Annotated in this window: 12 protein-coding genes; 6 read left to right on the top strand and 6 right to left on the bottom strand. The window is 64.0% G+C overall.

Features of this window, described 5'->3' with window-relative positions:
* Nucleotides 1–14: 14 nt before the first annotated feature.
* Nucleotides 15–653, bottom strand: coding sequence for a transposase domain-containing protein (locus ACV7NQ_RS26005; RefSeq protein WP_463365625.1), 639 nt, complete (start codon nt 651–653; stop codon nt 15–17).
* Nucleotides 654–948: 295 nt separating this feature from the next.
* Between ACV7NQ_RS26005 and ACV7NQ_RS26000 the strand changes: the two genes are divergently transcribed.
* The 3 genes from ACV7NQ_RS26000 (at nt 949) to ACV7NQ_RS25990 (ending at nt 7,289) form a co-directional block, all read left to right on the top strand.
* Nucleotides 949–3,057, top strand: coding sequence for a UvrD-helicase domain-containing protein (locus tag ACV7NQ_RS26000; RefSeq protein WP_463362028.1), 2,109 nt, complete (start codon nt 949–951; stop codon nt 3,055–3,057).
* Nucleotides 3,054–5,342, top strand: a complete 2,289-nt coding sequence (locus ACV7NQ_RS25995; RefSeq protein ID WP_463362027.1) for a GmrSD restriction endonuclease domain-containing protein — start codon at nt 3,054–3,056, stop codon at nt 5,340–5,342. Before ACV7NQ_RS26000 ends, ACV7NQ_RS25995 begins: the two co-directional genes overlap by 4 nt.
* 339 nt (nt 5,343–5,681) lie before the next feature.
* A complete protein-coding gene (locus ACV7NQ_RS25990; RefSeq protein WP_463362026.1) occupies nt 5,682–7,289 on the top strand; it encodes an ISL3 family transposase in 1,608 nt (535 codons plus the stop codon).
* A gap of 297 nt (nt 7,290–7,586) precedes the next feature.
* Here the strand turns inward: ACV7NQ_RS25990 and ACV7NQ_RS25985 are convergent, their stop codons facing one another.
* The 5 genes from ACV7NQ_RS25985 to istA form a co-directional block, all read right to left on the bottom strand.
* Nucleotides 7,587–9,053 (bottom strand): hypothetical protein, encoded by a 1,467-nt coding sequence (locus ACV7NQ_RS25985; protein WP_463358546.1) that lies wholly within the window; start codon nt 9,051–9,053, stop codon nt 7,587–7,589.
* A 189-nt stretch (nt 9,054–9,242) separates the two neighbouring features.
* Nucleotides 9,243–9,572 (bottom strand): helix-turn-helix domain-containing protein, encoded by a 330-nt coding sequence (locus ACV7NQ_RS25980; protein WP_463358547.1) that lies wholly within the window; start codon nt 9,570–9,572, stop codon nt 9,243–9,245.
* Nucleotides 9,569–10,690, bottom strand: a complete 1,122-nt coding sequence (locus tag ACV7NQ_RS25975) for a tyrosine-type recombinase/integrase (RefSeq protein WP_463358548.1) — start codon at nt 10,688–10,690, stop codon at nt 9,569–9,571. Before ACV7NQ_RS25975 ends, ACV7NQ_RS25980 begins: the two co-directional genes overlap by 4 nt.
* A 137-nt stretch (nt 10,691–10,827) precedes the next feature.
* Nucleotides 10,828–11,589, bottom strand: a complete 762-nt coding sequence (locus ACV7NQ_RS25970; protein WP_463361311.1) for an ATP-binding protein — start codon at nt 11,587–11,589, stop codon at nt 10,828–10,830.
* Nucleotides 11,586–13,058 carry an IS21 family transposase gene (gene istA, locus ACV7NQ_RS25965; RefSeq protein WP_463365817.1) on the bottom strand — a complete coding sequence of 491 codons (1,473 nt, stop codon included), beginning with the start codon at nt 13,056–13,058 and terminating at the stop codon, nt 11,586–11,588. The genes ACV7NQ_RS25970 and istA overlap by 4 nt, the downstream gene beginning before the upstream one ends.
* Before the next feature lie 238 nt (nt 13,059–13,296).
* On the opposite strand from istA, the gene ACV7NQ_RS25960 reads away from it, so the two are divergent.
* The 3 genes from ACV7NQ_RS25960 to ACV7NQ_RS25950 all read left to right on the top strand — a co-directional run bounded on the left by ACV7NQ_RS25960 (nt 13,297) and on the right by ACV7NQ_RS25950 (nt 15,103).
* Nucleotides 13,297–13,743, top strand: coding sequence for a hypothetical protein (locus ACV7NQ_RS25960; protein WP_463362025.1), 447 nt, complete (start codon nt 13,297–13,299; stop codon nt 13,741–13,743).
* Nucleotides 13,744–13,829: 86 nt separating this feature from the next.
* Entirely contained in the window at nt 13,830–14,468 is a 639-nt protein-coding gene (locus ACV7NQ_RS25955) for a transposase domain-containing protein (protein ID WP_463365625.1), read from the top strand.
* Nucleotides 14,469–14,488: 20 nt separating this feature from the next.
* A complete protein-coding gene (locus tag ACV7NQ_RS25950; RefSeq protein WP_463358709.1) occupies nt 14,489–15,103 on the top strand; it encodes a transposase in 615 nt (204 codons plus the stop codon).
* Nucleotides 15,104–15,160: the final 57 nt, after the last annotated feature.

The following is a 15,160-nucleotide window of genomic DNA, read 5'->3' as shown; positions in this document are numbered from 1 at the left end:
TTCGAGTAACCAGATCAGTTCGGCCGCGCGGTGCGTTCACCGGTGCCCTTGCCCACGACCGGCCCGATCACCGCGCCCAGGCTCACATGCGAGCCGCATTCGGTCAACGTCACCACCCGTGCCTGTGGCAACACTCCCTTGCTCGGTTTACCGAATTCCGTTGCGTTGGCCTCGGTGTCGGCCACGTCGAACACCATGCCATCAATCGAGACCAGCCTGCGTCGCGCGTAGAACGCGTCCAGGGTCAGCCGCGACGCCACCGGCACCGCGATCCGCTCGAACAGTGTTTTCATCGGCTCGAACCCCAGCCGCTGCCGGGCCTGGGTGATCCCACCCGAGGTCGGCAAACTCCACTTCGGATCCCAACAACGCCAAAGCCGCAGCGGCCCAACCAGTTTCCGCATCACCCCCTCGTAGTCCACACCTGCGAACAACGCCAACGCGACCACGAAATACATCACCAAATGCGGCGGCAACGTCCCACCACGACGCTTGGGCGCCTTGCCGTGCTCGGAAATCGCCATCTCCACCGCATCACGGTCCACCACAGCGGTCAACACACCCAACGACACCTGATCGATCAACGACACCGCACCCACATCCACCACGTCGGCGACGCTAACCCCAGCACCGACACGATCCGGCACCGACACGCCCAAAAACGCTCCACACCAACCAGTCTCACAGACCAACCAGCTGGCACTACATCGCAATCATGCCGATGACCTGCGAAAACACGTCAAGCTAAGTGGCATTGGGCCCAGACCTGGCCGGGCAACCGGAGTTGATCGATTCTTCAGGCGGACTGGGTTCTCAGCTACACGGCCGGGTTCGGGCGACTCCTCGATGCTAGCCTTGTTCGGTCCGATGGCTGGGACATAGCTGCCGGGCCGTGTTGTCTCTGAGGCGCACCAGCGCCGTGAACGTCGGTTTTGCCGAGGGGGGTCTATGGCGAAACTGGTGATCGACAAGGACTTCCTGCTCGACCTCGGCGCGCTGGAAGCGTCCGTGCAGCGCAACGTGCGAGATGTCTTCGCCAAGTTCGCAGCGAGCACCCACACTGGGCTGCACCTGGAGAAGCTCCGCACCGCGTGCAACGATCGATACCGATCGATTCGCATCAACCAATTCATGCGGGGCATCGTGCTGGCACCGACCTCTGGCGATACCTACGTACTGCTGAAGGTTCTTCCACACGATGACGCCTATGCCTGGGCGGCCCGTCGTGATGTCACGATCAATCCCACATTCGGAGTCATCGAAATCTGGGATGGCGTCGGTGCTGCCGATATCCTTGCCGCTCTTCCGGAATCGGGATCGAAACAGTCCGAGCCCACGATGCTGTTCGGCGGTTTCGGCGACGCCGTGCTGCGCAGGCTGGGCATAGACGACCGGGTTCTGAAGGTCACCCGATCTCTCACCGACAAAACGCAGCTGGAGGCGGTGAAGGAATTCCTGCCCGGCACCCAGTGGCAGGTCTTGTCCGGTCTCGCCGAGGGATTCACCCCGGACCAGGTCTGGGAACTGCTCGCCGCCGAGCTGGCCGCCGAGCCGATCGACCCAGACGACCTCGATGCCGCTATCGCGCGCAGCGGCCACCGGCTTGTCCTGGTTGATGGGCCAGAGGAATTGCTCGCCATACTTGAACGCCCGCTGGATTTCTGGCGTGTATACCTGCACCCCACCCAGCGAGCCATTGCCGACGCCTCCTACCGCGGTCCCGCGCGCGTGACGGGCGGTCCCGGAACCGGTAAGACCGTGGTCGCGCTGCACCGCGCCCATGCCCTCGCTAAGCGCAACGAGGGCCGAGTGCTGCTCACCACATTCACGTCCACACTGGCCGACATCCTTCAAGCCGGGGTAAACCTTTTGATCGAGGACGAGCTCGTTCGTCGGCGTATCGAGGTCGTGAATGTCGACAGGCTCGCGAACAAGATCTTCCGTGGCCACCGGAAGCCGCCCCACATCCTGACGCCGACGGAGGAACGACAGATCTGGGCGTCGATCGTCCGCGATCTGGAATTGCCTTTCACACCGGGCTTCCTCGGTGAGGAATGGCGAGAGGTAGTGCTGGCTCAGCGAATTCAATCGGCGGACCAATACCTTGCGTCCAAACGTCGCGGCCGAGGTCGAGCAATGAATGCGCAAGCCAAAGCGGGCGTCTGGATGGCAATCTCGAGTTTCGAGAAGCACCTCAGCCACACCAAGCAGTGGACCCACGAGACCGTCCGCCGCGAAGCCGTCCGGATCATGGAGACGGTCGAAGACCCTATGTACAGGCACATCCTCGTAGACGAAGCACAAGATCTCAGCCCTGATCAGTGGCGGCTGCTGCGCGCCTGCGTGCCCGCCGGGTCCGACGATCTGTTCCTCGCAGGTGACACCCACCAGCGCATCTATCAGAACCGGGTGACACTGAAGGAAATCGGAATCCACGTCGCCGGGCGCTCCACCCGGTTGACCATCAACTACCGCACCACCGCGGAGATCCTGCGCTGGAGCCTGGAGCTGCTGCGCGGCGAGCGCATCGACGACATGGACGAGGGGCTGGACTCGATCGCCGGATGCCGATCCGACCTGCACGGACCCGATCCAGACGTGCGCGGATTCGACTCCGCCGAGGACGAACTCTCCAATCTGGTCGAGGTGATCCAAGATTGGATCGCGCGTGGCGCTGTGCCGGACGAAATCGGAATCGCCACCCGTGCCAAGGAACTCGGCGGCCGAGCCCGAGCTGCCCTACGCCGGACGGGAATTCCAGTCATCGACCTGGCCACGGCGACCGAGGGCGGCATCGGCGTCGGCACGATGCACCGGATGAAGGGTCTCGAGTTCCGGTACCTGGCGGTGCTGGGTGTCAGCGAAGAGCAGGTGCCGCCAGCGCCCGCAGTCACCTCCGTGGAGGAAGACCCGCACGCTCATCAGCGCGACCTGCAGCGCGAACGCTGCCTGCTATTCGTCGCCTGCACCCGCGCCCGCGAGGAACTGGTCGTAACGTGGCATGGCGCCCCGAGCGACCTACTTCCGGAAGCCCCGAATGTCGAAAGGTCGTTGTGACTCGCCTGGCCAACCTGCTCGAACAGATCGACGCCGGCACTGTGCTCCTTCCGGAGTTCCAGCGCGGCTACGTGTGGAACCGCGACCAGGTCCGCGGGCTCCTGCGGTCGCTCTATCTGGAGCACCCAGTAGGTGGTCTGCTGTTCTGGGAGACCGACTCCGACGACATCTCATACCGGGGTGATTCCCGCGCCGCCGCAGGGCCGCGACGGCTGCTGCTCGACGGACAGCAGCGGGTGACCACCATATACGGGGTCGTGCGAGGGACCCCGCCGCCGTTCTTCGAGGGCGACCCGAAGACGTTCAGCGCGCTGCACTTCGATGTGGAAAACGAGGTGTTCGAGTTCTACTCAGCGGCGAAGATGAAAGGCAACCCGTTCTGGGTCGACGTCACGGAGCTTTTCGAGCGTGGACCAATGGCATACCTGCGACGATTCTCTCCAGACACCCATCCGCAAGTCGACGATGCTCAGCTCGACGTCTACCTCGACCGGCTCAACAAGGTCCGGGAGATCACCAGGCGGTCGTTGAACGAGGAGAAGATCACCGACTCCGGCCGAACTGTCGATGATGTCGTCGAAATCTTCAACCGCGTGAACTCGGGCGGCACGAAGCTGTCGAAAGGCGACCTGGCGCTGGCGAGTCTGTGCGCGCGGCGGCCCGAGGCACGGCAAGAACTCCGCGGAAACCTCGACCGATGGAACCAGCTGGGATACGGCTTCAGCCTGGATTGGCTGCTGCGCAACGTCACCGCCGTCGCGACTGGACGCTCTGTGTTCGACGCGCTCGGCAAAGTGACACCAGAGGAGTTCGAGCGTGCGCTGCGGTCCGCCGTCAGTCATATCGACACCTTCCTCGATGCGGTCTCTACCCGCCTCGGACTGGACCATGCCCAGGTGCTGATGGCGCCGGCCTCGCTGCACGTAGCGTCCCGACTGCTCGAGCTCAACGGTGGCGGGTTCGACAACGATGCCCACCGTGATCGCGTCCTCTACTGGTACGTCCACGCCGCGCTGTGGGGCCGGTACACCGGTTCGGCAGAGACTGCGCTACAACAGGATTACGAGGCCACGACTCGGGGCGGCGTCGATGCCCTCATCAAGAATCTCGAGCGAACCCGCGGTGGCAAACTCACCATTCGCCCCGATGACTTCACCGGCGCCAATCGTGGCGCCCGGTTCTACCCACTGCTGTACACGTTGAGCCGCGCCTGCGGAGCCCGCGACCTCAGCAGCGGACTGGAACTGCGGGCCGAGAATCTTGGCCAGCAGGCCGCATTGGATATCCACCGACTGTTCCCGAACGAGGAACTCCGCAAGGCCGGATACGAACGTGGCCATATCCAGAACCTGGCCAACTTCTGCATCCTTCCCGCGAATACGGTCGACATGCTGAAGAAGCGCGCACCGGCCGACTACCTCGCCGAGGTTGAGAGGGACCAGCCTGGCGTCCTTGAATCACAGTGGATCCCAACAGATCCCAAGCTGTGGCGGGTCGAGAATTATCTGGAATTCCTCAAGGCCCGCCGCGAGCTCGTCACTGCGGCAGCACAGAAGTTCCTTGAAAGCCTGCTGTCCGGTGCCGCGCCCAGTACGAACTTGAGGCCAATTCGGGTCCGCGACGAGAGCGAGAACCCGGCCGTCGCCCGCCTCCGTACTGCGGTCGAGGAACTGGCCAATCGAGGATTCGTCAGGCCGAAGTTCGAAGTCGAGGTCACCGACCCGCGCACCCGGCGAGAGCTCGTGATCGCCGACGCGTTGTGGCCGGACGGCCTGCAGCCGGGAATCGGAGACCCGGTAGTCCTGATCCACGACAGCAACGACGTCGATCTGACCAGGTTGACACTACTCGGTTACCAGGTCTTCACCTCCCTAGACGAGCTGCTCGCCTACGCCAATCGGGGAAGCGGAACGATAGATGAGGCCCCCGAACCGGATTACGCTGATCCCGAACCTGTCGAATCGGTGGTGGCGGTTGTTGCGGCCGACGTCACCGCCGAGTTCACCAAGACGGTCAACGAGGCGATCGCCCGAGCAGTCAACGAAATCGGATACCGACCGGGGCAGTTTCGTCGGATGGTCGCGGAGATGGGAGCTGTTGCCACCGCGCGAAAGCTGCTGGCTACCAAACAACTTTCCGAGGGTTTCTCCACCTTGTGGGAGTTCCAGCGCTTGGATCTGACGGTGGAAGCCGCAGTGCTCGACGAGCGATTCGCGGAACTCTTCACCGATCAGGAGCGCGAGACGGCACGGTTCAGGCTCCAGCAGTTCGGGTTCTGGGGATAAATCCTGGCTGGCGCCGGCCGCGCTAAAAATAAGTTCGGTCCACTCGGAGCTGTGTTCCTGTGACCCTGACCGGCCGGGAGGGACGGGATTTGTCGGTTCGAGTGTCTAGTACTCCAGCCGCACTTAGTTATATAAGCTCTGTCTTCGCTGGTAGTGGGCTTGTTTGGACCGGTATTGGTGACGTCGGCGCCAGATCGACCAGTGCCAGATCTGTTCGAGGGTCTTGGTCGTGGTGATCAGGTGTCAATGGCCAAGTTGAAGTGGCTCTGGCGCAATTGTGATGATCATGGGCGTGTCGATTCTGGTGGGGTGCAACAGTTTGCGTTATAGACACTCGTCGTGGTTCTCGATGGCGTCGCCGACGCCCTGCTTGGCTTGCTGTTCCCGCACTGGTCCGCGGTTCGCGTCCACGGCGTATCCGCAACGAAGTTCTCATTGCGCTTCGAAGTGGCGGCGACGGCCCGCACTGCCGCGTGCACGCTCTGTGGTCGATCCTCGGATCGGGTGCACAGTCGGTACGAGCGTCGGCTGGCCGATCATGCGGTGAGTGGTCGTGAAGTTTCAATCCGGTTGCAAGCGCGCAGATTTCGCTGCGCGAACACCGATTGTCCGCGGTCGATCTTCGCTGAACAGGTCCCAGGCCTGGCCGACCGCTACCAGCGCCGCAGTTCACTGCTGACCACGCTGCTCACCACGGTCGGCCTCGCACTGGGTGGGCGCCCGGGCCAACGCATGACCCGGTCCCTCGGCACGGAGGTATCCCGATCGACACTGTTGCGGCTGATCCGAGGACTCGAGGTGCCGCGACCCGGCGGCCTACCGGCTGTCGGTATCGATGACTTCGCCATCCGGCGCGGCCACACATACGGCACGGTGATCATCGATATGGCCACCCACCGCCCTGTCGACGTCCTCGACGACCGCAACTCCGACACCGTAGCGGCCTGGCTGGCCGGACACCCCGAGGTCCGCATTGTGTGCCGCGACCGCGGCGGACCCTACGCCGACGGCGCCCGCCGCGGCGCACCCCACGCAATCCAGGTCGCCGATCGCTGGCACCTGCTGCACAACCTGGCCAAAGCTGTCGACAAAGTTGTTCGGGCGCACCGCAAATGCCTGGCAGACCCGGACACACAACCAGAACTCGCCCAGCCACTACCAACACCGCAAACCATCACAGAGGACGCTGATCCTGTTGGCAGAGAGAATATTACGCGGCAACGCCACCGAGAGATCCACGACCTGCTGGCACAGGGAATCAATCATTCCGCGATCGGGCGGGCGTTGAAGCTCGACCGCACAACGGTGCGCCGCTACGCCCGAGCCGAGTCACCCGAGCATCTGACCGCCGACCGCCGCGAACGAGTCACCGCCCTGGACGATTACGAGCCCTACCTGCAGCAACGATGGAACGAGGGCTGTGAGAACGCCGCCGTCCTACACCGAGAGATCCGCGAGCGCGGCTTCGCCGGCAGCACCAGAACGGTCCGGCGCCTGCTGCAGACGTGGCGCACCCCTACCGCAGCGACGTCGGCGGAACCGGTGAAGTCCGGCCCGAGGACTCGTGAGATCGCTGCTTGGATGATGCTGCCAGCCGAGAAACTGACCGACGAACAGTCCGGAAAACTCAAGCAGTACCTCGAACGATGCGACACCCTACGGGTGGTGAACCAGCTGGTCAGCGACTTCGCCGGCATGGCCCGCGAGCGGCGGGGAAGCCATCTCGACACCTGGATCACCACCACCCGCAACAGCGGCATCAGCCACCTGCGCAGCTTCGCCGAGGGCCTGCTCAAGGACTACGACGCCGTCCGCAACGGACTCACCCTCGAATGGAGCAGCGGCGCTGTGGAAGGAAACGTGAACCGCATCAAAATGATCAAGAGAACCATGTACGGACGCGCCAACTTCGACCTCCTCCGCGCCCGCGTGCTACTGGCGGACTGACCCCGAAATCATCAAAAGTGCGCCAGAGCCGTTGAAGTCGCCGTTTTTGGCCAGGAAAAGTCCCCACCCCCTTTGCTGGGGGTGGGGGTTCAGTTCAGGGGCGGTCACCTCTCTTGTTGCGGTGTTTCATGCGGTAGGAGTCGCCGTCGGTGATGACGACGGTGGCGTGGTGCAGGAGCCGAAAGCGCGCGGGTTCGCCGATTCTCGGTGGTGGTATGCGATGAACCCGTGCGTGGTCGGGTGGTGTGTGGTCGAAGCGGGTCGGGTTCGCGGATGTGGGCGGTCGTCGGCGGGTTGTTACCGGGGTGTGGTGGAGCGGCGTTCGGGGTGGGCTGCTTGGACGTAGGTGATGGCGGTCTTGGCGGTTATGCCGAAGACGCGCATGAGGTGGACGGGGTCGGCGGTGTGTGCGGCTTCGTCGAGGATGCGGTCGCGGCGGAGTTGGGATGGGGTGAGACCGAGCCGCTCGAAGATGATGTCGATGACCCGGTGGGAGACGGGTGGGAGCGTGGCATCGGCTGCGGTCACCTGGCTGACCAGCAGGTGGGGGTTGGAGGTTCGGCTCCAGAGGCGCCGCCGCTGGTGTAGCCAGTCGAGCGCGAGGGTGTGGGTGAGTTCGTCGAGGTAGACGGTGTGGTGTCGGGTTTGTCGTCGAACCAGCAGCCGTCCGGCGGATAGGTCGAGATCGTTCAGTTGCAGGTGGGTGGTTTCTTGTTTGCCCAGGCCGTGGATGGCGATGAGGGCGACGACGAGTTTGGCCATCTGCCCTTCGGTGCGGTCGATGAGACCGTGCAGGCGGTCGGTGGGAATCGGGACGGGCAGGCGACGCATCGCGGTCAGGGTGATCCCGCGGGTGGGATCGCGGAAGATGCGTCGTTCTTGTTTGAGGGCGCGGAACAGGCTGTGCAGGGCCGAGAGCAGGTTGCGGGCTGTGACGGGTGGTTGCCGGTCGAGGGCGGATTGGATGTCGGGACCGGTGATCTCACGCAGGCTGGTGACGGACTCGGTCCAGATGGCCAGCGTCGGCCGCAGGCAGTTCAGGTAGGAGCGGATCGTGGCGAAGGGGAATTGTGGGTGTGGTCGGCGTCCTTCGCCACGCAGAACACTTATCCAGCAACCGATTTCATCGGCGAGGGCATCGGGAAGGGTGTCGATGCGCTGCTGGATGGCCCGTTCGATGGTGTCGCCTTGGCGGGCGGGGTCGGCGATGACCATGCCGTGAGCGTCGAGGAACTGCAGGACGCGTCGGATGGCGGAATTGGGGCGGTGGTCGGCGACCGCACGGATGTCGGCTTCGGGGATGGGGGCGGCTGCGCCGAGCCAGCCCAGCAGGACCCGCAAGGTCATCGCCCCGGCGTTGCGGGGCATCGGACCCCACCCGTGGTTTCGTGCGTGCTGCTGGAACTCCTCGAGCAGGGCTGTGGCTGCCGGTGTCAGCTCAGGCAGGGCATTGGGGGAACCGACGGTGAAGCGACTCCAGTCTCGACGGGCGTCGAACAGCATGATCTGCGTGGGGTCGAGCAGGTGAGGTGATATCGATGGCGCGGGAGGCCGTGGGGTCAGCCGCCGTCGTTGCTGCGGGGTCGGCACCAGGTCGGGGAAGGGTTTTCCCGTTGCGGCACTTGGGTTTTTCCACTTCGCGGGCAGAACGATCGGGGTGGCCCGAAACGAGCGCAGTTCCGGCAGGATCAGCGTGAGTTGCGTCGGGCGGCCGGGCACGGGATCGAGCAGCCATCCGGGATCGTCGACACGCAGGACTTGCAAGCACGAGCGGCAGAGTCCCTCGTCGCTGACATGGTTGCGATGCCGACATCGCAAGCACGGCTTGCATTCTGGGAAGGCGCGGCGCCATTTCCCGCAGGGGGCGCAGGTGGTGTATTGCCGTCTCTCGCCCCAGCCCAGGCAGACCGGGCACTGCCCGATCGGCCAGTTCCTCGGTGTCGCTGTCACGGGTCAGTTCGGCGGCATCGATCGTTTGGTCCCGCCGCGGCGGGCGGTCGGTCGCACGGGTTCATCCGTCCCACCGACGGCCCGATTGGTTTGCCGCTCTTGCTCATTGGCGGTCGTGAGGGGCTCGGCTTCCAGGAGATCGGCGACCGTGCACTGCAGTGCGGCGCATATCTTGTCCAGGTCATCGAGCCTGACCGTGGTGGGTTTGTTGCTCCAGAGGGCGGCGACTTTGCTCAGCGATGGCGTGAAGCCGACCTCGGCGAATACGGTCATCAGCTCGCTGGGCCGCCAGATGTCGCGTTTGGCCGCGGCCCAGCGCAGGTTCCATTTCATCGCAGGGTTCCTTTGTCCATGACGAGTCGTTGCACCGCTCTCCCGGCTGCTGCCAGGCTCGCGGTTTCCGGGTCGGCGTGTGCGGTGGCCAGGTAGGAAACAGTGGTGGTCGGGCGATCGTGTCCCAATAATTTCTGTACTTCCCAGAGCGACATTCCCCGCTCGTAGTTGTGGGTTGCGCAGGCATGTCGGAGTAGATGTGGATGCAGCTCGGTCACTGGGCCGGTGAGAAACCGGCGGCCGACGGCTTTCAGTGCCCGCCGGAACGTCGACGGGGTGACCGCGATGCCGGGGGTGGCCAGATTCAACGCGGCGACGGCCTGCGGGATCCGCTCGGACGGGAACAGTGGGGCTTCGGAATCGTCTGGGTCGTCGCAGAATTCGGCGCGGACTTCCTCGATATACCACCACAACAGCGCCCGGCCTTCCTCGAACAGATAAGCCTCGCGTTGGCGAGGCCCGGATCCGCGAGCTCCCTTGCCGTGCACCAGGAATCGGCCCCATTGACCGGACTCCCAGTGAACGTCGCCGATCCTCACCGAGCACAGCTCGGCGGCGCGAACGCCGGAGATGTAGGTGAGCTTGCCCATGACGTAGTCGCGGCGGGCGATCGCCGGCTTGCGCGACTGCGGCAGCGATTCCCGCCAGCGGCCGAAGAATTCGCGTGTCGCCCGCTGGGACGGCGGTATCCGCAGCCCGAAGTCGCCGCGATGGGTCGGCCGGTTGAACGGGTCGATCGGCGACTCCACGCCGACGCCGTAGTTGCGGGCGATCTCACCGGCATACCGCTGCTCGAGGAAGGCGAAGTAGCTGTCGATCAGGGTCATCTTGCGGCGCACCGTCGAGCGTGCCCGCTTGCCGACACCCGCGAAGTACTTGTCGACTTGGCGTGGGGTCAGTTGCCACGGCACCAAACCGTAGTACTGGCAGATCTCGATGATCGGCTTGGTCAGCCCATCCAGCGTGGCAGCAGCCAAACCCGCTGTGTCCCTGGCCCATTGATACTCAGCGACTGTATCCAGGAAGAAACTCTGCTCGTCGTCGGCAGTAACCTCGGCGGCCTTGCGCCGCTGGAGCGTGACAACATCTGCTAGCCCCGGCTCGAGGATCGGTTCCACAGACGTTTCATCGCCATCGGGCGTGGCCGCCGGAACGAGCGACAGTGGGCGTGTCCCGGAATCCGGCATGGTGTCGCAGATTACAGCAGCTGCTCCAGGATTCCTGTAATAACTCGCAGATTGCCGGATATGTCTGATCAGGCCATCGAACGGGCCGAGAGCTGCTGAGATGCGTTGACACCAGCGAAATCCGGTTGAAGGAACCCGCACCTACTCCGGTTATCGACAGTGGCTGTGGCCAGGGTCTTGGGCATGATGGTGTCGAAACCGGACGGATGAATATTGCTTGTTACCGCGATAGACCGCCGCTCGTATGCTGCATCGATCACCCGGTAGAACGCTTCGGCGGCGTCGGCGCCGACCGGCAGCATGCCGATGTCATCGACCACGATCAGATCACAGCTGCAGATGCGGGCGACCGCGCGAGCGATCGACCCGTCGACCTTGGCTTTGCCGATCGTGGCGGTCAGCGACTCGAGGGTGAACCACGACACCCTCAGATCGTTCTCGATCGCCGAATGCGCGAGCGCTTCGACGAAGTGACTCTTTCCAGTACCCGATGGTCCAGCGACAGCTAAATTCTCTTGTCGCCCAACCCATTCCAGGGTAGCAAGCGCGTTCTGAGTGGCCTCGGTGATAGTGGACTCCTCCGGCCGCCAGGACGAAAATGTCTTGCCAGTTGGGAAATTCGCCGTCTTGCGTCGCATCCGCCGGGTCGCCGAGTCGCGGCCGGTGACCTCTTCGGCGAGTAGCACCCGCAGCACTTCGGCGGGGTCCCAGCGTTGGGCGCGGGCGGTGGCGAGCACGTCGGGTGCGGCCTTGCGCAGATAGGGCAGGCGCATCCGGCGGCAGATCTTGTCCAGCTCTTCCGGCAGCGCCGGTGGCCTCGGGTGGCTCATGCGCCGAACCTTTCCCAGTTACTGGTGCCCGGCTGCGCCGAGTGCGTCTCGTCGGCGCGCGTCTCGTCGGTGAGGCGAGAGAACTTCGCGAGGTGATCGAGGATCGCGGCCAGGTCGCCGTCGTCGAAGCGGCCCGCGACCGCAGCTACCCCGAGTGCTTCCTCGACCGCCTCTGAGCTAGTGAGGGCGGCCAACTCGAGGGCGCGGGTCATTTTCGCGCGGATCCTCGACACCCCGGAGGCTGAAGCCTCGACCAGCCAGCGGTGCGCGCCCTCGCCGAGTTCGAGGAACGCGATCTCCTCGACGGTGCGGGGCCGTAGTTTCCGCACCCGCGGCAGATCACCGCCGACGTGGTGCGGATAGTGCTCATCGAGGATGCGCGGGTTCCCTGGCGTCGAGAGCCGGTGCCGCGCGATCTCAGCCAACCCGGCCGGGGTCGGCCCGGTGATCACCAACTCCTCACCGGCAACCCGGCACCAGACTTTCCTGCCTTGGTGCCCGTCCGGGGTCGAATACCGCACCGACCCCCATCGGATCGTTTGATCGTCGGTGACCAGGCGTTCCTCACCGAGCGCCATCGCATGCGGCTCGGCGGGCAGCACATGCAGATGCTCACGTTCGATCCCCAGCCGGATCACCGGCGCCACGCCGGTCTCGCGGTGCGGGCGGGCGTTGATCCGCTCGCACCACGCCCAGCACGCGTCGGCCAGATCGGTGAACGTCGCATACTCCGCCAACAGGTTCGCCGTGGTCGGCACCAGATCGGCCTTGGCGATCTTCACCGTGTGTTCCGCCCCGCCCTTGGATTCCGGGTCGAACGGCTCACACGTCTCTACCTTGCAGCCGTAATGTCTTCCGGCAGCAATGATTTCGGGATGCCGCACCGGAATCCCCGCGATCCGGTCCACCGTCACGGTTCTCGGGTTGTCGGTCAGCAAATACGTTGGCGCACCACCGATCCGGCGCAACGTCACGTCCACACCTAGCACCAACGAACCCAGGGTTTGATCCCACGACGGGATCACCACCCGGAATCGTGACCACGCCAGCCACGCGCAGAACAACTGCGTGCGCCGACCCGCCACCCGCGGGCCCTCACCCCAGTCGAACTGCAACCACATCCCCGGCTCCGGCAGCCACGGCCGGTATTTTCTGCGGTGCCCGGTCTTGAACGCCGCTTTCGCCCTTGCGACCGCGCGCCGCGTGCTGCGGTCGGTGCCGGTGAACCCCATCGCCGTCAGCCGCTGATGCACCACATCCGCACGCACCCGGCCCCCGGACTTGTCCACCCATTCCTCGATCTTTCCCATGAACGGGTCTATCGCCCGCGGTCGCCGCAGCTTTGCCAGCGGGTCGTGGCCCGAGTCGCGGACCGCGACATACCGGGCCACCGTCTTCTCGTCCACACCCGCCAGCTCCGCGGCCGAATGCGCGCAGCGTGTTAAGTCGAACGCTTCCAGAATCTCCATGATCTCCCTGTCAGACTTGGTCAACGGGATCCCTTCGACGCGTCAGTTGGTTTGGCTCAGCAACCAAAACTCAACTCGCTCGAAGGGATCCCGTTTCGCATTTGCTCAGGCGTGTCCCGCAGACCTCGGATGTCCGCCCACCCGGAGAAATCATGTCCGCCGACCCGGAGCCAAATGTCCGCCCAACCGGATTATTACGTGTCCGCTAGCACCACCAATACCTTGCAAAGGAGTTGCTATGCCACGAGCCGAGATATCGCTTGGCGGACTCGGTAACGTCAGCTGCAAACTCCAGACGTCTGGCAGATACAAAGGAAAGTACCGAGCGCGAGGAACATTTCGACACCCCAACACCGGCAGGGACTATCCACTCGACTTCGTCGCCGAATCAGAAGGTAAGGCCAGAAAAAAACTACAGGACGATTATCAGGCGCGGCTGCAGCTCGCGGGCAAGAGCCTGGGTACTGGCAGCGGATCAATCACCCGGAAGTCCAAATTCTCCTGCCTGATCGACACATGGATCGAGGAGAAAGCACTCGAAGTCCAGGAAGGATCACTCGACCGCAGCACATTTGAGGGGTACCTGGATGAAATCAACGCGGCACAACCCCGCCTCCGGAAGGACGGGACCCCAGACAGACGCTACAGCAGCGACACCATCAAGATCCAATGCCACTTAGCTTGACGTGTTTTCGCAGGTCATCGGCATGATTGCGATGTAGTGCCAGCTGGTTGGTCTGTGAGACTGGTTGGTGTGGAGCGTTTTTGGGCGTGTCGGTGCCGGATCGTGTCGGTGCTGGGGTTAGCGTCGCCGACGTGGTGGATGTGGGTGCGGTGTCGTTGATCGATCAGGTGTCGTTGGGTGTGTTGACCGCTGTGGTGGACCGTGATGCGGTGGAGATGGCGATTTCCGAGCACGGCAAGGCGCCCAAGCGTCGCGGTGGGACGTTGCCGCCGCATTTGGTGATGTATTTCGTGGTCGCGTTGGCGTTGTTCGCAGGTGTGGACTACGAGGGGGTGATGCGGAAACTGGTTGGGCCGCTGCGGCTTTGGCGTTGTTGGGATCCGAAGTGGAGTTTGCCGACCTCGGGTGGGATCACCCAGGCCCGGCAGCGGCTGGGGTTCGAGCCGATGAAAACACTGTTCGAGCGGATCGCGGTGCCGGTGGCGTCGCGGCTGACCCTGGACGCGTTCTACGCGCGACGCAGGCTGGTCTCGATTGATGGCATGGTGTTCGACGTGGCCGACACCGAGGCCAACGCAACGGAATTCGGTAAACCGAGCAAGGGAGTGTTGCCACAGGCACGGGTGGTGACGTTGACCGAATGCGGCTCGCATGTGAGCCTGGGCGCGGTGATCGGGCCGGTCGTGGGCAAGGGCACCGGTGAACGCACCGCGCGGCCGAACTGATCTGGTTACTCGAACCCGGCATGATGTTGGTGTGTGACCAGGGGTTCTACAGTTTCAAACTGTGGTGCCAGGGCGCCGACACCGACGCCGACCTGTTGTGGCGTCTCGGTGACATTATGGACCTGCCGATCGTGGACCGCCTCGGTGACGGCTCCTATGTGACACTGCTTTTCGCGCCCAAAACCCCGGCGAAAATGCGGGCCGAGCTGCTGGAGGCGGCCATAGCCGGGGAGGAGTTGGACTGGGACCGGACTCGTTTCGCCCGCGTCATCGAGTACGAGATCACCGACCGTGGCGAAGGCGGTGAGCTGATCTGCCTGCTCACCACCATCCTCGACCCGCACGAGGCACCCTCGCTGATCCTGGCCGAGGCCTATCACCAACGCTGGGAACACGAAGCCGCGAACAGGCAAATCAAGACGCAGCTCCGCGGCCCCGCCAAAACCCTGCGCTCGCAAACCCCGGACATGGTCCGCCAGGAAATATACGGATTCCTCATCGCCCACTACGCGATCTGCTCGCTGATCTGCCGGGCCGCGGTCGAGACCGGCATCGATCCCGACCGCGTGAAGTTCACCCAGACCGTCCGACTCGCCCGCGACACCATCGCAGGCCCGGACGGTTTTTCCCCCTGACCGCCAACTCGAGCTCCACACCGAACTCGCCGAACAGATCACCGCAAAACGCCACCT

It is taken from the genome of Nocardia sp. Tas62D01, from assembly GCF_055232035.1.
The sequence above is the reverse complement of the archived record's forward strand: the minus strand, read 5'-3'. Positions and strand labels throughout refer to the sequence as shown.

Coding starts and splice junctions, on each gene's coding strand:
- istA (WP_463365817.1), bottom strand. CDS start 13,058: ATGGAGATTCTGGAAGCGTTCGACTTAACACGCTGCGCGCATTCGGCC.
- ACV7NQ_RS26000 (WP_463362028.1), top strand. CDS start 949: ATGGCGAAACTGGTGATCGACAAGGACTTCCTGCTCGACCTCGGCGCG.
- ACV7NQ_RS25960 (WP_463362025.1), top strand. CDS start 13,297: ATGCCACGAGCCGAGATATCGCTTGGCGGACTCGGTAACGTCAGCTGC.
- ACV7NQ_RS25970 (WP_463361311.1), bottom strand. CDS start 11,589: ATGAGCCACCCGAGGCCACCGGCGCTGCCGGAAGAGCTGGACAAGATC.
- ACV7NQ_RS25950 (WP_463358709.1), top strand. CDS start 14,489: ATGATGTTGGTGTGTGACCAGGGGTTCTACAGTTTCAAACTGTGGTGC.
- ACV7NQ_RS25980 (WP_463358547.1), bottom strand. CDS start 9,572: ATGAAATGGAACCTGCGCTGGGCCGCGGCCAAACGCGACATCTGGCGG.